The sequence below is a fragment of the Pseudomonas sp. NPDC099000 genome (genome assembly GCF_044759925.1).
Lineage (GTDB): Bacteria > Pseudomonadota > Gammaproteobacteria > Pseudomonadales > Pseudomonadaceae > Aquipseudomonas.
On the sequence record NZ_JBIWAF010000008.1, the window covers coordinates 194,614 to 211,289 of the forward strand.

Annotated in this window: 17 protein-coding genes; 9 read left to right on the forward strand and 8 right to left on the reverse strand. The window is 59.9% G+C overall.

The window, feature by feature from the left end:
* Positions 1-25: 25 nt before the first annotated feature.
* Together ACIQV9_RS13220 and ACIQV9_RS13225 are read left to right on the forward strand one after the other, a co-directional pair.
* On the forward strand, positions 26-1,327 hold the full coding sequence (locus ACIQV9_RS13220; protein ID WP_403101822.1) for an NAD(P)/FAD-dependent oxidoreductase: 1,302 nt from the start codon (positions 26-28) through the stop codon (positions 1,325-1,327).
* A 38-nt stretch (positions 1,328-1,365) separates the two neighbouring features.
* Positions 1,366-2,454, forward strand: coding sequence for a polyamine ABC transporter substrate-binding protein (locus tag ACIQV9_RS13225; protein ID WP_403101825.1), 1,089 nt, complete (start codon positions 1,366-1,368; stop codon positions 2,452-2,454).
* Between the two features lie 46 nt (positions 2,455-2,500).
* Here ACIQV9_RS13225 and msrA read toward each other — a convergent pair whose 3' ends face one another.
* The 5 genes from msrA to ACIQV9_RS13250 form a co-directional block, all read right to left on the reverse strand.
* Positions 2,501-3,007 (reverse strand): peptide-methionine (S)-S-oxide reductase MsrA, encoded by a 507-nt coding sequence (gene msrA, locus ACIQV9_RS13230; protein ID WP_403101827.1) that lies wholly within the window; start codon positions 3,005-3,007, stop codon positions 2,501-2,503.
* A gap of 170 nt (positions 3,008-3,177) precedes the next feature.
* Complete coding sequence (locus ACIQV9_RS13235; RefSeq protein ID WP_403101829.1) at positions 3,178-3,630, reverse strand: Ohr family peroxiredoxin; 453 nt, start codon at positions 3,628-3,630, stop codon at positions 3,178-3,180.
* Positions 3,631-3,740: 110 nt separating this feature from the next.
* Complete coding sequence (locus ACIQV9_RS13240; protein ID WP_403101832.1) at positions 3,741-4,193, reverse strand: Ohr family peroxiredoxin; 453 nt, start codon at positions 4,191-4,193, stop codon at positions 3,741-3,743.
* A 549-nt stretch (positions 4,194-4,742) separates the two neighbouring features.
* Complete coding sequence (locus tag ACIQV9_RS13245; RefSeq protein WP_403101834.1) at positions 4,743-5,162, reverse strand: organic hydroperoxide resistance protein; 420 nt, start codon at positions 5,160-5,162, stop codon at positions 4,743-4,745.
* Between the two features lie 171 nt (positions 5,163-5,333).
* The gene (locus ACIQV9_RS13250; protein WP_403101835.1) at positions 5,334-6,116 is read right to left on the reverse strand and encodes an SDR family NAD(P)-dependent oxidoreductase; all 783 of its coding nucleotides are present in this window, start codon (positions 6,114-6,116) and stop codon (positions 5,334-5,336) included.
* A 206-nt stretch (positions 6,117-6,322) separates the two neighbouring features.
* Here ACIQV9_RS13250 and ACIQV9_RS13255 point away from each other — a divergent pair, with 206 nt between their 5' ends.
* Together ACIQV9_RS13255 and ACIQV9_RS13260 are read left to right on the forward strand one after the other, a co-directional pair.
* Positions 6,323-6,772: a winged helix-turn-helix transcriptional regulator gene (locus tag ACIQV9_RS13255; protein WP_403101837.1), complete on the forward strand. Its 450-nt coding sequence runs from the start codon at positions 6,323-6,325 to the stop codon at positions 6,770-6,772.
* Positions 6,773-6,918: 146 nt separating this feature from the next.
* Positions 6,919-7,371, forward strand: a complete 453-nt coding sequence (locus tag ACIQV9_RS13260) for a cupin domain-containing protein (protein ID WP_403101839.1) — start codon at positions 6,919-6,921, stop codon at positions 7,369-7,371.
* A gap of 50 nt (positions 7,372-7,421) precedes the next feature.
* On the opposite strand, the gene ACIQV9_RS13265 is transcribed toward ACIQV9_RS13260, so the two are convergent.
* Together ACIQV9_RS13265 and ACIQV9_RS13270 are read right to left on the reverse strand one after the other, a co-directional pair.
* The gene (locus ACIQV9_RS13265) at positions 7,422-8,552 is read right to left on the reverse strand and encodes a P1 family peptidase (RefSeq protein WP_403101842.1); all 1,131 of its coding nucleotides are present in this window, start codon (positions 8,550-8,552) and stop codon (positions 7,422-7,424) included.
* Between the two features lie 236 nt (positions 8,553-8,788).
* On the reverse strand, positions 8,789-9,892 hold the full coding sequence (locus ACIQV9_RS13270) for an extracellular solute-binding protein (RefSeq protein ID WP_403101845.1): 1,104 nt from the start codon (positions 9,890-9,892) through the stop codon (positions 8,789-8,791).
* 111 nt (positions 9,893-10,003) lie between these two features.
* On the opposite strand from ACIQV9_RS13270, the gene ACIQV9_RS13275 reads away from it, so the two are divergent.
* Complete coding sequence (locus tag ACIQV9_RS13275; RefSeq protein ID WP_403101847.1) at positions 10,004-10,777, forward strand: LuxR C-terminal-related transcriptional regulator; 774 nt, start codon at positions 10,004-10,006, stop codon at positions 10,775-10,777.
* A 141-nt stretch (positions 10,778-10,918) separates the two neighbouring features.
* On the opposite strand, the gene ACIQV9_RS13280 is transcribed toward ACIQV9_RS13275, so the two are convergent.
* Complete coding sequence (locus tag ACIQV9_RS13280; RefSeq protein ID WP_403101849.1) at positions 10,919-11,860, reverse strand: class I SAM-dependent methyltransferase; 942 nt, start codon at positions 11,858-11,860, stop codon at positions 10,919-10,921.
* A 294-nt stretch (positions 11,861-12,154) separates the two neighbouring features.
* Here ACIQV9_RS13280 and fae point away from each other — a divergent pair, with 294 nt between their 5' ends.
* The 4 genes from fae to ACIQV9_RS13300 all read left to right on the forward strand — a co-directional run bounded on the left by fae (position 12,155) and on the right by ACIQV9_RS13300 (position 16,661).
* Positions 12,155-12,667, forward strand: a complete 513-nt coding sequence (gene fae / locus ACIQV9_RS13285) for a formaldehyde-activating enzyme (protein WP_403101851.1) — start codon at positions 12,155-12,157, stop codon at positions 12,665-12,667.
* Between the two features lie 10 nt (positions 12,668-12,677).
* On the forward strand, positions 12,678-13,712 hold the full coding sequence (locus tag ACIQV9_RS13290; protein ID WP_403101854.1) for an aldo/keto reductase: 1,035 nt from the start codon (positions 12,678-12,680) through the stop codon (positions 13,710-13,712).
* Positions 13,709-15,142 (forward strand): NAD-dependent succinate-semialdehyde dehydrogenase, encoded by a 1,434-nt coding sequence (locus ACIQV9_RS13295; RefSeq protein ID WP_403101857.1) that lies wholly within the window; start codon positions 13,709-13,711, stop codon positions 15,140-15,142. The genes ACIQV9_RS13290 and ACIQV9_RS13295 overlap by 4 nt, the downstream gene beginning before the upstream one ends.
* A 154-nt stretch (positions 15,143-15,296) precedes the next feature.
* Complete coding sequence (locus ACIQV9_RS13300; RefSeq protein ID WP_403101860.1) at positions 15,297-16,661, forward strand: MFS transporter; 1,365 nt, start codon at positions 15,297-15,299, stop codon at positions 16,659-16,661.
* The last annotated feature ends 15 nt before the right edge of the window (positions 16,662-16,676 follow it).

Consider the following 16,676-nt stretch of genomic DNA (forward strand, 5'->3'; position numbering starts at 1 on the left):
GAACCACAGTTTAGGCAGGTGACGCATGAATAATGAATGTGGCTGGATCGCGCAAGCAGGAAGTGCTCCGGCGCGTGATCGTCTGATCGGCGCGCAAAAGGCCGATTGGCTAATCATCGGCGCCGGCATTACCGGCCTGAGTGCCGCCCATGCGCTGGCGCAGATGCACCCTTTGGCGCGTATCGTGGTGGTCGACCGGCAGCGCGCGGCGCAGGGCGCTTCGGCACGTAATTCCGGATTCGTGGTGGCCCACGAACATCCCGCCAATGATGAGCTGATCGGCAACGCCGGGTTCGCCGGGTTTGAAGTCGACACAACGATTTCCCGTGCCGCCAGTGCGGAAGTGCGCAAAGTGATTGCCCTTCATGGCATTGAATGCGACTTCCGGGACTCGGGCTATTTCTTTGCCGTCAGTGATCCCGGCAAGCTGACTCACATCGACGCCAAGCTGCACACCCTGCGGGCGCTCGGTGCATCGGCGGAGTTTTTCGAAGGCGAACAACTGAAGCAGAAACTCGGCACCCCGCATTACCGCGCCGCGATCTGGTGCGGCAAGGGCAATGCGTTGCTGCAACCGGCGAAATATGTGAAGGGCTTGCTGGAAGCGCTGCCGGAGACCGTGAGCGTCTACGAAAACACCGACATCACCGGCCTCGATCGTCTGGGTAAAGGGCGGGTGCGGGCCAACGGCATCGATGGCAGCATTGAGGCGAAGCAGGTGCTGATCTGCCTCAACGCCTTCGTGCCGCGCGCCGGCATCCAGGACAGCGGCACCTTTGCCATGGAACTCAGCGCCAGCCTTACGCGGCCGTTGAGCGAGGAAGAGTTTCGCAACATCGGCAGTGTCGAGCCCTGGGGCGTGCTGTCCACCCGTCCGCTTGGCGCCACGGTGCGGCTGACACCTGATCGCCGGGTGATGATCCGCAACACTGCGGAATACCGTTCGCGGGATTTGTCCGGCCATGAACTGGCGATCCGTCGCCAGCATCATGTGCTGGGTTTGCAGCGGCGTTTCCCGTGGCTGACCGAGCAGGATATCCAGCACACCTGGACCGGACACCTGAGCGCCTCACGCTCCGGGCAGCCGTTTTTTTCCAGGGTGGAAGAGGGCGTGTTTGCCGTGGCCGGCTGCAACGGCTCGGGCGTGGCGCGCGGCACGCTTTGGGGCCGATTGCTCGCCGAGTTTGCATCGGGCGTTGGCTCGCCGTTGCTCGACTCCGTGATGGACAGAGCCCAGCCCGGCTGGCTCCCGCCGCGCCCCTTGCTCGACATCGGCGCCCTGTTTCGGATGCGCGTCGAAGCGGTCCGGGCCAGGACAGAAATCTAGATTCCGGTTATCACAAAAGAACAAAAAGGTGATTCAACATGCAGGTCCATACTGTTTCCCTGATGGTTGCGCTCACGGCATTTTCGGCCGCCACTCATGCGGCTGAAGAGGTCAACATTTCCAACTGGAACGGCTACATCGCCGACGACACCTTGAACAACTTCACCCAGGAAACCGGGATCAAGGCGACGTACGACATCCACGACAGCAACGAAGTCCTGGAATCAAAACTGATGACCGGCAATACCGGTTATGACGTGGTCAGCCCGTCGAACCATTTTCTGTCGCGATTGATCAAGGCCGGCGCAATTCAGAAACTGGACAAGAGCCAGTTGCCGAATTGGAAAAACCTCGATCCGGCGCTGCTGAAAAAACTCGAGGTCAATGATCCGGGCAACCAGTACGGCTACCCGTACATGTGGGGCACGGCGGGAATTGGCTACAACGTCGAGAAAATCAAGGCGATCTTCGGCACCACCGACGTCACCCATTCCTGGAGCCTGATTTTTGATGAGAACAACATCAAGAAGTTGAGTGAATGTGGCGTGGCGATTATCGATAATCCAACGCAAATCCTGCCGATCACCCTTAATTACCTGGGGTTGCCGCCCCATAGCCACGAGCCGGCGGATTACAAGAAAGCCGAGCAGGCGCTGCTCAAGATCCGGCCTTACGTTCAGTATTTCCACGCGTCCAAGTACGTCAGTGACCTGGCCAATGGCAATGTCTGCGTGGTGATTGGCTTCAACGGTGATGTGGTGCAAGCGGCGGCCAGCGCCAAGGAAGCGAACAACGGCATCGAGATCGCCTATTCGATCCCGGACGAAGGCTCGACCCTGTGGCTCGACATGGTGGTCATGCCCAAGAGCGCACCCCACGAGAAGAACGGCTACGCCTACATGAATTACCTGTTGAAGCCGGACGTCATCGCCAACATCAGCAACAGCATTCACTACGCCAACCCGAACCTGGCGGCGGACACGCTGGTCAATCCGGCGGTGAAGCAGGACCTGGCGATTTACCCGCCGAAAACCGTGATGGATAAATTGTTTACGGTAGAGGATCTGCCCGCCGCAATCGCACGGCTGAGCACACGGCTGTGGACCAAGTTGAAAACCAATACCTGACGCAAAGGTGTCTGGGTTCCATTAACGGAACCCAGGCCTCAAAGCATCACGCTCGTTTCGGCAGTTTCCAGTTCGGCCGAATGAAGTGGCAGGTGTAGCCGGTCGGCAGTCTTTCGAGGTAGTCCTGATGCTCCGGTTCTGCCTCCCAGAACGGGCCGGCGGGGACGATTTCAGTCACGACCCGGCCGGGCCACAGGCCAGAGGCATCGACGTCGGCCGCGGTGTCTTCGGCTACTGCTTGTTGCTCTTCGTTCAGATAAAAAATCGCCGAACGGTAGCTGAGGCCGATGTCGTTGCCCTGGCGATTGGCGGTCGACGGGTCATGGATCTGAAAGAAAAACTCAAGGATCTGGCGGTAGCTGGTGACGGCCGGATCAAACACAACCTCGATCGCTTCGGCATGGGTGCCATGGTTGCGGTAAGTCGCATTCTGCACATCGCCGCCGGAGTAGCCGACTCGCGTCGACAGCACGCCTTTTTGTTTCCTTATCAGGTCCTGCATGCCCCAGAAGCAGCCACCGGCCAGGATTGCGGTTTCAGTGTGCGTGGTCATCGCTTGCTCCTCAGTGTTCATTGATGTGATCAGGTTGTTGCACAGAGTCTTGATCGACGTCTGCAGTGATGTGAACTCATTCTGCATCAGACCGGTCGCGTCCGAGAACCTCGTTTCTGCTTTCCGGCGGGTCGACGTGCAGGGCAACGTCGAACCCGCCGCGCGATGCATCACGCCGTGAGGACGTTCAAGTCCACGTCGATGTTGCCACGCGTCGCCTTCGAGTACGGGCAGATCTGGTCAGCGGTGTGCGCCAATGTCTTTGCAATATCGTCCGCCAGGCCGGGTACGCGCAGGGTCAAGCGAGCTTGAAGGAAGTACTCCGCACCGGTCTGACCGACGTCGACTTCGATGTCGACGGACATGTCCGCCGGCAGCACCACGTTCAGGTCATTGGCCACCAGCCCGACGGCGGCGGTGTAGCAGGCCGACCATGCGCCGGCGAACAATTGCTCGGCGGCCGGGTGCGGCTGGGTGGCGGCGAACACATGCGCAGGCCGGGCGTTGCCGGGCGACGAGAGGGCGATGTCGAGGCTGCCGTTGTGGCCGCGCGAGGTGTTGCCGGTGCTGCTGGCGGTGGTGTGGGTTTTGCCGGTGGCCAGTACTTTTTCAATCTTGCTCATGGATGATTACCTGAATGTTTCAATAAGGTTTGTGTTCGTATGCGCTTGCATCGCATGCGATATGTGTGATGTTTCTAGAAAGCCAATTGATGTCAAAGCTTCGCGGTGTATCAGGCCGTGAGAACGTTCAGGGCCACGTCGATGTTGCCGCGTGTTGCTTTGGAGTACGGGCAGATCTGGTCTGCGGCGTGGGCGATTTCTGTCGCGACGCCCTGATCCAGACCTGGAGCGCGCAGCGTCAGGCGTGCCTGGAGGAAGTAATCGGCGCCGGTCTGGCCCAGGTCGACTTCGATATCGACGGACAAATCGGATGGAAGCTCAACGTTGCGCTGCTTGGCGGCAAGACCGACGGCGGCGATGTAGCAGGCCGACCAGGCACCGGCAAACAGTTGTTCGGCTTTCGGGTGCGGTTGGGTGCCTTCGAATTCATGGACTGGCTTGGTGCTGCCGGGCGAAGAAAGCACGATGTCGAGGCTGCCGTTATGGCCGCGCGAAGTGGTACCGGTGCTGCTCATGGTGGTGTGGGTTTTGCCGGAGGCCAGGACTTTTTCAATCTTGCTCATGGGGTGAATCCTCAAAGGTGCAATAGGGTTTGGTTGTCTGACGTATACGCGTGTATCGTATGCGATGGAAATAATATTCGCGCAGTCGCCAGTCGAAGTCAAGAGGGGAACGGCCTGCTTGGCGACGAGCGGTCAGATTTAGGGGAGGTGGCATTGACTCCCGTTTTCAGAGCACAACGAAAAAGCCCGCACAGGGCGGGCTTTGGAATTGAGTAGGTGGCCAGCGCTGGTCTCTGGCTTACAAGGTTTATCAGGCTTCTGACAGAACAGTTTTGTGCTGTCCTGCTTCACACGGCATAAGGGCTGGACCTCACCTCGGAGATCTTTCTAACCGTGTACCCTTAGGAGCGCGCCCCACGCTTCCTCGCTATCCTCTTGCGCATCAGTCTGCGTCTTCACCTACAGGTTTAGAATAGCAAAGGCTGCGAAACGCAAGCCGGACTTTTTAGACCGATTTCGTCCTTGGGCAAGGTCGGCAGGATGGATAAACGCTATAGGGAACAACCCGGTACAGCCTGCCGGGAAGGCCGGCCGCAATGTGGCCCCGGCTTAAACCAGGTTGAGGGTGATGTCGATGTTGCCACGGGTCGCTTTGGAGTACGGGCAGGTCTGGTGCGCGGCATCCACTAACGTCCGTGCGATGACAGGATCGAGGCCCGGAAGGCTGACGTTGAGACGTGCCTGGAGGAAAAAGGCGTTTTCGGTCTTGCCCAGATCCACTTCGGCATCAACGGCGACGCCGCTCGGCAGGGTCACCTTCAGCGCGGCAGCCGCTTTACCAATCGCGCCGATGAAACAGGCCGACCAGCCGGCAGCCAGCAGCTGTTCCGGGTTGGTGCCAGCCCCTGAAGAGCCAGGCGGGGAAAGCTTGATGTCCAGACGTCCATCCGAACTCTTCGATTGGCCGTCGCGGCCGCCAGTGGTGTGGGTCTTGCCGGTATACAGCACGGTGTCGATTTCATTGATCATGACGGGTTCCTGCTAAAGGGGTGGGGGCCTCACCGTTTATGTCGCCGCTTTACGGACGAACGGGAGAAGCCCCCACTTTTCCACCTTTATGTAATGCCTATGTGTCCTGATCCGGTGGTTGTGTATCGCTGTGTAAGATCGCCAGCGAACATACACGCCGATACAAACCCGTTACGCCTGCCAGTTTTTTCGGTGAGCCGGTGCGCCCAATGGCGAACTGGTTGCACCGCCGTCGACGACAATCTCAGCGCCTACGATGTTTGAAGAGTCGCTGGAGGCGAGGAACAAGGCGACGGTGGCGACTTCATGAGCTTCACCTATTCGACCGAGCGGGATGGTGGTCTTCAGTTTTTCCTCCAGCGCATCCATTCCAACCTTGGCGGCGTGAGGGTTCCAGACCGGTGTGCGCGCAGCCCCGGGCGTAATCTGGTTGACGCGAATGCCACGCGGGGCAAATTCTGCGGCCATCACCCGGGTCATGGAGCGAACGGCGCCTTTGGTGGCTGCATATGCGCTGTAGGCAGGCCAGCCCATGTCCGCGTGCACCGAGCCGTTCAAAATGATCGAAGCGCCCGGGTTGAGATGCGGCTCGGCTGCCTGCACGGTGAAAAACGTGCCGGTGAGGTTCGTCTGGATGATGTTCTGGAAGGTTTCGAGCGTCGTGCCGCCAACCGGGGTCAACCCCGCAATGCCTGCATTGGCGAACACAATATCCAGCTTGCCAAATGCCGCGACGGCTTCTGATACGGCGCGCTCGATCTCTTTCACGTCGGTCAGGTCTGCCTTGATCGCCAGCAGGTTTGGCCCCAGCGCCTCCCGGGCTTCATCCAGGGTTTTTTGACTGCGCCCGGTGATTGCCACTTTTGCGCCTTCAGCGATGAACAGTTTGGCGGTAGCCAGGCCCAGGCCGCTGTTGCCGCCGGTGATGAATGCAGTTTTTCCAGCCAGTTTCATTGGGTATCTCCTACGGTTTTATCATGCAACCATTGAGGGCGAAATCACTGTGCGTCTGGCACAGGGAATCACTCGAAATCGGGTTGTCGGTTTCATTATGAAACCAATGGAAGTGATTTTTACCAGCATGGGTTGTATTATGCAACCACCTGCCATCTGACGGATTAGCGTCAGCGTTGGCACCCTTTTGGTGGAGGTTCGTTTACGTGAAGCGCAAAAGCTTGCAGGGCAGTCCGTGTCCGGTTGCTCGATCCCTGGATCTCATTGGCGATTGGTGGTCGTTGTTGATCATTCGTGATGCGCTTTCTGGCACGCGGCGCTTCAGCGATTTTCAGAAAAGCCTGAATGTCGCGAAAAACATTCTGAGCACCCGCCTCAAAGGCCTGGTGGCTGAAGGTGTGATGCGGATGGAGCCGGCGGCTGACGGGAGCATCTACAAGGAATACGTGCTGACTGAAAAGGGCAGGGCCTTGCAAACCGTCCTGATTGCCTTGTCGCAGTGGGGCAACGAGTTTTTGTACGAACCCGGCGAAGCGGGATCCGTCATGGTCGACGCACAGGATCGTCAGCCGATCCAGAAACTGCAGTTGGTTTCAACGGACGGACGACATCTCAAGCCAGAAGACATCGTGACCAAACTGGGCGTACCGCACTGACGTTGCGCCCACGTTTGTATCCGAACGTATCCTCAGCGCCGTGGGTTACCTGCGCATACAAATCCCTGCGTTTCCCGACACCTGCCCGATACACAGCGACCTCGTAATGAAGCCACCGCAACCGCGGCATTCATTGGAGAATTGCGATGTCCCGTATCAAATCCCGTCACACCGCAGGCCTGCTCGGCATCGCCCTGGCTGCCGCCGTATCACTCAACGCATTCGCGGCTGAAGAAGCAAAAGCTCCCGCGCAGGCCACTCCGGCAAAAAGCTGGCAGACAGGCCTTCACCGCACGGACCTGGTGCGCCAGGACCTCGACATTTCCAAGGGTGAGGTGATTCAGGTTCGTGTCGATTTCGACCCGGGCGTCGTATCCCCCAAGCATTCGCATCCAGGCGTGGAAGTCGCTTACGTCATCTCGGGCACATTTGTGTATGAGCTCGAAGGGCGGGCGCCAGTCACGCTCAAGGCCGGTGACTCCTTGTACATCCCCGCAGGCACTGCGCATGTCGCGAAGAACGTCGGTGACGGCAAAGCCTCTGAGCTGGCGACGTACCTCGTGAAAAAAGACACACCGCTGTTGATCCTGGAAAAATAAGCGATAGCCGCCCGATGCACTGCATCGGGCGTCATCGTTAAACCGAGTCTTCAGATCCCGACCGTTGAATCCCCCGGCCAACCGGCCTGACGCAATGCCTTGAGCAGTGTTTTAGCGTCCAGCCCCGGCACGGTGTGGCCGTTACCTTCAGTCGTTTCAGCGGCCAGCACGGCGTTGATGATCGCTTCCTCCACCGCTTCAGTCGCGGCCAAAAACAACTCGCTGATGTGGTCGTTGTTGACCATGCTCAGGTTGTTGCAGGTGGGCGCACCTTTCCCTTCATAAGCGGCTGGTGGCACGTGTTGGTTGCCGGTGGCGAAGGCGATGAAAATGTCGCCGCTGTGGTCTTCGTTACCGCCGCCGGTACGGGCAAGCCCGAGGCTGGCACGCTGTGCGAGGCGCGTGCATTGATGCGGCAGCAGCGGTGCATCGGTGGCCAGGCAAACGACGATCGAGCCCATCCCCGGATAAGGCAGCGATGCCCTGAGGAACGGTGAGTCAGCCTGTTCCATATAGCGACCGACCGGGTAACCGTCGACACGCAGCTCATTGCGAATGCCATGGTTGGCCTGGACGATCGCACCGACGGTCCAGCCTCCCTGCGCCTTGCTCAATTGGCGCGAAGACGTGCCGATGCCACCCTTGAATTCGTGACAGATCATCCCGCTGCCACCGCCCACCGCGCCTTCGGTCACCGGTCCGCCGACGGCATTGCGCTGGGCCTCGGCCACATGTTCGGGCTTCACATGAAAACCGTTGATGTCGCTGAGCAGACCGTCGAAGGTCTCCAGCACCACCGGCATGTTCCAGTAAAGTCGCCCGTCATCGGGCTGGGCCTGACGATCCAGGGCAATCAGCGCATCACGCACCACGCCCAGGCTGTGGGTGTTGGTGAAGGCGATCGGGCTGGTCAGTAATCCGGCTTCACGAATCCACTCAAGACCCGTGGCGTCGCCGTTGCCGTTGAGCACATGGACGCCGGCAAAACACGGTTGCTGATTGGTGGACCCGGCACGCGGTTCGATCAGGGTCACGCCGGTGAAGATGTCGCGGCCATTGGCGGTCCGTCCGCGCACATCGCTGTGGCCGACGCGCACGCCGGGCACATCGGTGATGGCGTTGAGGGGGCCGGGTTGCAGTTGGCCGAACTGGATGTTCAAGTCGCGGGCACGTGGTTTCATCGTTTCTCTCATCTTCAATTCGTGGCAGAAAAAAGGGTATTGCCGGACAGAAAAGCTGGCGCGGTGGACACGGAACCTGTGGCGAGGGGGCTTGCCCCCGTTCGGCTGCGTAGCAGTCGCAAACCATTACACGCGGTATGTCTGACATTCCTCGGTGACAGATACTGGGGCCGCTTCGCGACCCAACGGGGGCAAGCCCCCTCGCCACAGATTGTTGCCAGCTCAGGATCTACGCATTACTGCCCGTTCTTCACCTTGCTCCAGATCCGCGTGCGCACTCGCTCAGTGGCCGGTGGCAACGGTTGAAGGGTGAACAACGTGGCCAGCGCTTCGGCCGACGGATAAACAGCGGGGTTGTTGCGGGTCGCTTCGGCCACTAGCGGTGTCGCGCTGCGGTTGCCGTTGGGGTAAGACAGGTGATCGCTGACCGGGGCGATGACTTCGGGGCGCATCAGGTAGTCGATGAAGGCCAGGCCTTGCTCTGGATGCGGTGCGTCCTTGAGCAACACCAGCGTGTCAAACCAGACAGGCGCACCTTCCTTCGGCAGGCTGTAGGCGATCTTCACGCCGTTCTTGGCCTGCTCGGCGTTGGTCTTGGCTTCGAGCATCGCGCCGGACCAGCCCACCGCCACGCAAATGTTGCCGTTGGCCAGGTCGCTGATGAACTTGGAGGAGTTGAAGTATGCAATGTGCGGACGCAGCTTGAGCAGCAACGCTTCGGCCTTTTTGTAGTCCTCGGGGTTGGTGCTGTTCGGTGGCAAGCCCAGGTAGTGCAGGGCGACCGGTAGCATTTCCGACGGCGAGTCGAGCATCGCCACGCCGCACTGGCCGAGCTTGGCCAGGTTCTCTTCGTTGAACACCAGGTCCCAGGAATCCACCGGCGCCTTGTCACCCAGCGCGGCGCGAACCTTGTCGATGTTGTAGCCGATGCCGTTGGTGCCCCACAGGTACGGCACGGCGTACTGGTTGCCCGGATCGTTGTGGGCCAGTTTCGCCAGCAGCTCGGTGTCCATGTTCTTGAAATCCGGCATCTGTGCGCGAGGCAGTGGTGCCAGCGCACCGGCCTTGATCAGGGTCGGCAGGCTGAAGTTACTCGCCACCACCACGTCGTATCCGCTGCGGCTGGTCAGCAGTTTGCCTTCCAGCACTTCGGCGCTGTCGAAGGTGTCGTAAACCGGCTCGATACCCGTGTCGCGCTTGAAGTCGTGCAGGGTGGTGGGGCCGATGTAGTCATACCAGTTGTAGACATGAACCGTGGGACCCTCGGCAGCGACCGCCGACAGCGAAACGCACAAACAGGCGCTCAGTCCAAGATTGATCTGTTGACGGCGACGACTCATGTTGCGGCACTCCTGGCCTGCTGCAGGCCGGTGATGAACAGGTGCTTGCAGCGTATCGGCAGGCGGGTTACACACCCATTCCCATCATGGGTTACTCGAAAGGGGTAGTGCGTGGACGCGTTGTTGAAAGAGTTGCCGGTGCACCAGGGGCTGGCGCGGGTATTTGGCGCGTTGGGTCACGACGGTTTCTGGCGCGCGCTGGTCGACACGTTGCGGCTGCTGGTGCCGCTGGACAACGCGTTGGTGGCGGTGATGCGGGAGGGGCGAGTGCCGCGCTTGCTGATCGACTTCGACTCAAAAGGTGGCGCCACCGAACACGAAGAACTGGCGGACTACAGCGCTGGCATGTACCTGCTTGATCCGTTTTACCAAGCGGCTTGCGCGGGCATTGCCGATGGCTTGCACAGCCTCGATTCGGTGGCCCCCGACCAGTTTCAGCAGAGCGAGTATTACCTGAGCTACTTTCGTTCGGTGGTCGGCGGTGACGAGTTGCAGTTCATGGTCAACGTCGACGGCGCCGTGCTCGGTTTGTCGTTGGGGCGCTCGACACGGTTCACCCTCGAAGAGCAGGGGCGGTTGCTGTGCGTGCGGGACTGGGTGCTGTCGGCCATGCGCCGGCACCTGCAAGTGATGCCGCCGCAGGGCACGACTGCCGAAGCCGTGGCCGGCGATCTGGCAACCCTGCTGGATCGCTTCGATGCGCGATTGTCAGTACGGGAAGTCGAAACGGCTCGACTGATTCTCCAGGGCTTCTCCAGCAAAGCCATTGCCCAGCAAATGGGCATCTCGCCGGAGACGGTGAAAGTGCATCGACGCAATCTCTATCACAAGCTCAACGTGAACGGTCACGGCGAGCTGTTTGCGCTGGTGTTGCAGCCGCGTTGAATTCGAGGCCGCCCACCTATCTTGGGTCCGCTACAGATCCCTGTGGGAGCGGGCTTGCCCGCGATGGCAGTGTAATGACGAAATGAATGTTGGATCTGACGGCCTCATCGCGGGCAAGCCCGCTCCCACAGTGAACAGCACTTAGCTCCCGAGTGTGAAGACCAACGCCTTCAACCCGCACTCAACATCGGCATCCGGAAACTCCGGCGGATTCTCCAGCCGCCGCTCAAACCGCAAACCCGGCGCTTCACGCATCACACCATCAATGAGGAAGTCCGCCCCGAACGCCGGATCGTTCATGCACGCCAGCACCGTACCCTCAGGGCTAAGCAACTCCGGCAGCCGACGCAACACACGCTGGTAATCCTTGGTCAGCAGGAAACTGCCTTTCTGAAAGGACGGCGGGTCGATGATCACCAGGTCGTAAGGGCCCTTGCCGATCACCTTGCCCCAGGACTTGAACAAGTCATGGCCGAGAAAACTCACCTTGCTCATGTCATGGCCGTTGAGTCGATGATTGTCGCGACCACTGTTCAGGGCCGGGCTGGACATGTCCAGATTGACCACGTGTTCGGCGCCCCCCTCGATGGCGGCGACCGAAAAGCCACAGGTGTAGGCGAACAGATTCAACACGCGCTTGCCCTCGGCATTGGCGCGCACCCAATCACGGCCATAGCGCATGTCGAGGAACAACCCGGTGTTCTGCTTGCGGCCCAGGTCCACTCGATAACGCAGGCCGCCCTCGGTGATGATCAGTTCCTCGATCGCTTCCCCAAGCAACCACTCGGTGGTGCTTTGCAGCAGGTAGCGGTGTTGCAGCAACAGGGTCTGCGCCCCTGATTGTTGCCACTGCGCCGACTCAGTGATCGCCATCAGCAATTGCTTCAAATCTTCCAGCTGCGCCGCTTCAGGTTCCTTGAACAGCGACACCAGCAGCACGCCCTGCAGCCAGTCGACGGTCACTTGTTCCAGCCCCGGCCAGCACCGGCCCCGGCCATGGAACAACCGACGGGTTTCTGCGGGTGCATCGGCCAGGGCTTTCAGCAAATGGTCGTGAAGGGTGGAGAGAGCGTCAGCGTTCATCGGGCAGGGCCAGCAGTTTGATGGGGGGCGGCATTTTAAACACAATTGCGCCGGGTTTCTGCGGGGCATTACCAAACCTCATGCCCCCATGACATTTAATGGTTACAGCCCCTCAATCCCCCAATGTTAAAAAATTGCAAACACAGCTCATCAACAACAAAAAAGAGCGTTTGCACCTATGACTGATTCTCTACGCCACGACCCGCGCTCTTCGCCCCCTGACATTTGCCATGCGACCTCCACAGTCTGCGTGCATTTCTGATCATCCAAAAAATCACTGAAGAGTAATGACCCATGAAAGAACTCGACCTGTACATCGGTGAAGGTTTCGAAGGCCCGGGCATAAACGCCGCGCATATCAACATTCTGATCGGCCCGCGTAACGGTCCGGCGGGGCAGGCGTTTGCCAATAGCCTGGCGTCGCCGAGCCAGGGCCATTGTCCGTTCATGGTGATCGCCCAGCCGAACATTCCGGTCAAGCCGATGACCCTTTATGTCAACAAGGCTGCGATCAGCAGCGACTTGCATGGCAACGCTACCTGGGGCGCGTCGCAGGCCGGGATCGCCAAGGCTGTTCTGGAAGCGCTTCTCGACGGCACCTTGCCGCCGGAAGCCGAGGATGAGTGGGCCATCGTCACCGCGAACTGGGTCAACCCGGCCTGCGATGACCTGGATGCGGTCTACCTCAACAACTACAACGCCTGCCGCACGGCCATCCGTGCTGCGCTGACCGGCAAACCGGAAACCGCGCAACTCGCGGATGTGGTCGATCACATCAGCAACCCTTTCTACACGCCAAAAGCCTGAGGTCCGCGCCATGCAATACATTCGTCTTGGCCACTCCGGCCTGCAAGTCTCCCGCTTGTGCCTGGGCACCATGAACATGGGCACCCCGGACTGGAAGCCGTGGATCTTCGATGAGAAGAAGAGCGAGCCGATCGTCGCGCACGCATTGGACAACGGTGTGAACTTCATCGACCTCGCCGACTTCTATTCCGCCGGCGTCGGCGAGGAAGTGGTCGGGCGCATCGTCAAGCGCCTGGCCCGTCGCGAAGACCTGGTGATCACCACCAAGGTCGGCTACGGCACCCGCACCGGGATCAACGCCAGCGGCCATTCACGCAAGCACATCATGGACAGCATCGACGCCTCGCTGAAGCGCCTGAACATGGATTACGTCGATGTGTTCATGCTGCATTACTTCGACGTGAATACGCCGGTTGAAGAAACCATGAGCGCCATGAACGACATCGTGCGTTCCGGCAAGGCCCGCTACATTGGCGTGTCGACCATGCTCACCGGGCAGTTGGCGAAGATTCTCATGGCCTGCGAACGCAATGGTTGGGTCAAGCCTATCAACATGCAGCTGCAACTGAACTGCGCCTACCGCGAGGAAGAGCGAGAGATGCTCCCGTTCTGCCGCGATCAGGGCTTGGGCGTCTCGGTGTTCAGCCCGCTGGCCCGTGGCTTGTTGACCGGTGACGTGCAGTCGACCCGCAACCAGACCGACTTCTTTACTCAGCAGATGTACAGCGACGAAGCCTCGTTCGAGATCGCGCATTCGGTTCAGCGCGTGGCCCGTGCCCGTGGTGTGTCCAACGCGCAGATCGCCCAGGCCTGGGTCGCCAACCATCCGGGTGTGGATTGCATGCTGGTCGGCGCCGACACCACCAAGCAGTTCGACAGCGCTCTGGCCGCGCTGGAAACCCGACTCGATGCCGAAGAACTGCATGAACTGGAACGCAATTACACCCCGTGCGACGTGATCAACGATTACACCGCCGGCAAACGAATCTTGCGTTCGGCCCGTCCAGGTCTTGAACGCTTCAACCTGACCGAGGCTGTGGCATGAGTGCGCTGATCCGCAATGGCAATTTTATCGATGGTCAGTGGTCCAGCGCCGGCTCGACCTACCCGGTGTTCAACCCGGCAAACGGTGAGTTGATTACCGACGTGCAAAAGGCTGGCGCCGAAGAAACCAACCGCGCCATCGATGCCGCCAACCGTGCCTTGCCAGCCTGGCGCAAGTTGACCGCCAAGGAACGCAGCCAGAAGCTCAAGCGCTGGAGCGAGCTGATGCTGAGCAACCAGAAGGATCTGGCGACGCTGCTCAGCCGCGAGCAGGGCAAGCCACTGGCCGAAGCCATGGGCGAAGTGGTTTATGCCGCGAGTTTTCTGGAGTGGTTCGCCGAAGAAGCCAAGCGCGCTTACGGCGACGTGATCCCAAGCCACAAGACTGACGCGCGGATCATCGTGGTCAAGGAAGCCATCGGTGTCGTCGCGGCGATCACCCCTTGGAACTTCCCGCTGGCGATGGTTACCCGCAAGGTCGGCCCGGCACTCGCGGCGGGTTGCACAATGATCCTCAAGCCATCGGAAGAGACGCCGTTGTCGGCTTTTGCGCTGGCAGTACTGGCCGAACAGGCCGGGATTCCGGCGGGTGTGTTCAATATCGTTTCGGGCGATGCCGTGGCCATCGGTGGTGCGCTGCAAGCCTCCGGCATCGTGCGCAAACTGTCGTTCACCGGCTCTACCCGCACTGGCAAATTACTGATGCGCCAGGCAGCGGACACGCTGAAAAAAGTCTCGCTGGAACTGGGCGGCAACGCGCCCTTCATTGTCTTCGACGACGCCGATCTGGACGCTGCGGTCAAAGGCGCCATGGCCTCGAAATTCCGCAACACCGGGCAAACCTGCGTCTGCGTGAACCGCTTCTTTATCCAGGACGGCGTGTACGAAGCATTCACCGGCAAGCTCGCTGAAGCCGTGGCGGCGATGCGCGTCGGCAGTGCGCTGGACGGTGAAACCGAGCAAGGTCCGCTGATCAACGCGGCGGCGCTGGCCAAGGTTGAACTGCATGTCGGCGATGCGCTGGAGAAGGGCGCCAAGCTGTTGTGCGGTGGTCGTCGCCACGCACTCGGCGGTACGTTTTATGAGCCGACCATCCTCGCCAAAGCCTCCAGCGACATGCTGATCGCCCAGGACGAAACCTTCGGGCCGGTGGCGGCGTGCTTCCGCTTCAAGGACGAAGCCGAAGTGCTGCAAAAGGCCAACGACACGCCCTACGGTTTGTCTGCTTACTTTTACAGTCGTGACATCGGCCGTGTCTGGCGCATGGCCGAGGGCCTGGAAGCAGGCATGGTCGGAATCAACGAAGGGATCATTTCCACGGAAGTGGCACCGTTCGGTGGCATCAAGGAATCGGGCCTCGGTCGTGAGGGTTCGAAGTACGGTCTGGATGACTACCTGGAAATCAAATACCTGTTAATGGGCGGGCTGTAGCGGCGCCAAACCTTGTGGGGGAAGGCTTGCTCGCGACAGCGGCGTGTCAGGCAACATAAATGTCGACTGACACTTCCTCTTCGCGAGCAAGCCCGCTCCCACAAAAAAGCTATCGGTTTCATTTCTCCGTCAATAACAACAATTGGAGACTTACATGTCCGTACAACCGGTAAAAATCGACGACCTGCCCATCGGGCGCTTTCACCTCAAAATCGCCGGACTGACCTTCGGCGCACACTTCACCGACGGCTACATCCTCGGCCTGATCGGTATCGCGTTCACGTTGCTCAGTCCGCAAATGCAGCTGGATGCGTTCTGGCAAGGTTTGATTGGCGCTTCGGCACTGATCGGCCTGTTTCTCGGCAGTCTGTTTTTTGGCTGGATCTCCGATAAGGTCGGCCGGCAGAAAATCTTCCTGGTCAGCTTCGTGCTGATTACCATTGCCTCGGTGATGCAGTTCTACGCCGAGACAGCCATGGGACTGTTCCTGTGCCGAGTGTTGATCGGTATCGGGTTGGGCGGTGATTTCAGCGTCGGTCACGCCATGCTGGCCGAGTTTGCACCGAAGAAACATCGCGGTGTGCTGCTCGGTTCGTTCAGCGTGATCTGGACCTTCGGCTACGTTGCCGCTACGTTCGTCGGCACCGCCATGCTCAGCCTCGGCGACGATGCCTGGCGCTGGATGCTGGCCTCGTCGGCCATCCCGGCGGCGCTGATCCTGATTGCCCGCATTGGCACACCGGAGTCGCCGCGCTGGCTGGTGAACCAGGGTCGAATCGCCGAGGCGCGAGCGATCGTCAAGAAACACCTGGGTGACAACGTCGAACTCGACGAAACCCAATCCACCGAAACCCGTTCCGGCTACGCCGTGCTGTTCAGCCGTGAATACCGCAAACGCACCGCGTTCAATTGCCTGTTCTTCGTCTGCATCGTGATGCCGTACTTCGCCATTTACACCTTCCTGCCTTCGATCCTGCAAAAGATGGGTTTGGCCGAAGGCTTTGGCACGGAGCTGATGCTGAACATGCTGCTGATCCTCGGGGCGCTGATCGGCATCTGGTGCACGATTAAATTCTCCCGCCGCGGGTTCTTGATCAACTCGTTCATCATTCTGGCGGTCGCGTTGTTCATGTTGGCCGTGTTGCCGAGCAGCGCGGCGTTCCTGATGGTGTTGGTGTTTGGCTTGTTTACCCTGGTGTTGTCGGCGGTGAGCAACCTGGTGGGGGTCTTCCCGGCCGAGAGCTTCCCGACCGAAGTGCGGGCCAGCGGGATTGGCCTGGCGACAGCCGTCAGTCGCTTGGGCTCGGCGGTGAGTACGTTTCTGTTGCCGGTCAGCGTGGCGGGTATCGGCTTGAGCCCGACCATGGGCATTCTGGCGGCGATCCTGGCGCTGGGGGCGTTGCTGTCCTGGGCCTGGGCGCCGGAGACTAAATCGTTGACGTTGAGCCAGGCGTGCAAGGCGCAGAGTCCGGTGGAAGCTGGGGCAGCGGTGGCAGTGAAAGTGGTTGCCCCGGTTTAACAGACTGTCAAAGTT

Excerpts from the sequence above, each read along its gene's own strand:
- ACIQV9_RS13250 (WP_403101835.1), bottom strand. The coding sequence starts at position 6,116 with ATGAAACTGGCTGGAAAAACTGCATTCATCACCGGCGGCAACAGCGGC.
- ACIQV9_RS13290 (WP_403101854.1), top strand. The coding sequence starts at position 12,678 with ATGCAATACATTCGTCTTGGCCACTCCGGCCTGCAAGTCTCCCGCTTG.
- ACIQV9_RS13260 (WP_403101839.1), top strand. The coding sequence starts at position 6,919 with ATGTCCCGTATCAAATCCCGTCACACCGCAGGCCTGCTCGGCATCGCC.
- fae (WP_403101851.1), top strand. The coding sequence starts at position 12,155 with ATGAAAGAACTCGACCTGTACATCGGTGAAGGTTTCGAAGGCCCGGGC.
- ACIQV9_RS13300 (WP_403101860.1), top strand. The coding sequence starts at position 15,297 with ATGTCCGTACAACCGGTAAAAATCGACGACCTGCCCATCGGGCGCTTT.
- msrA (WP_403101827.1), bottom strand. The coding sequence starts at position 3,007 with ATGACCACGCACACTGAAACCGCAATCCTGGCCGGTGGCTGCTTCTGG.
- ACIQV9_RS13235 (WP_403101829.1), bottom strand. The coding sequence starts at position 3,630 with ATGAGCAAGATTGAAAAAGTACTGGCCACCGGCAAAACCCACACCACC.
- ACIQV9_RS13245 (WP_403101834.1), bottom strand. The coding sequence starts at position 5,162 with ATGATCAATGAAATCGACACCGTGCTGTATACCGGCAAGACCCACACC.
- ACIQV9_RS13220 (WP_403101822.1), top strand. The coding sequence starts at position 26 with ATGAATAATGAATGTGGCTGGATCGCGCAAGCAGGAAGTGCTCCGGCG.
- ACIQV9_RS13270 (WP_403101845.1), bottom strand. The coding sequence starts at position 9,892 with ATGAGTCGTCGCCGTCAACAGATCAATCTTGGACTGAGCGCCTGTTTG.
- ACIQV9_RS13225 (WP_403101825.1), top strand. The coding sequence starts at position 1,366 with ATGCAGGTCCATACTGTTTCCCTGATGGTTGCGCTCACGGCATTTTCG.
- ACIQV9_RS13265 (WP_403101842.1), bottom strand. The coding sequence starts at position 8,552 with ATGAAACCACGTGCCCGCGACTTGAACATCCAGTTCGGCCAACTGCAA.
- ACIQV9_RS13280 (WP_403101849.1), bottom strand. The coding sequence starts at position 11,860 with ATGAACGCTGACGCTCTCTCCACCCTTCACGACCATTTGCTGAAAGCC.
- ACIQV9_RS13240 (WP_403101832.1), bottom strand. The coding sequence starts at position 4,193 with ATGAGCAAGATTGAAAAAGTCCTGGCCTCCGGCAAAACCCACACCACC.
- ACIQV9_RS13295 (WP_403101857.1), top strand. The coding sequence starts at position 13,709 with ATGAGTGCGCTGATCCGCAATGGCAATTTTATCGATGGTCAGTGGTCC.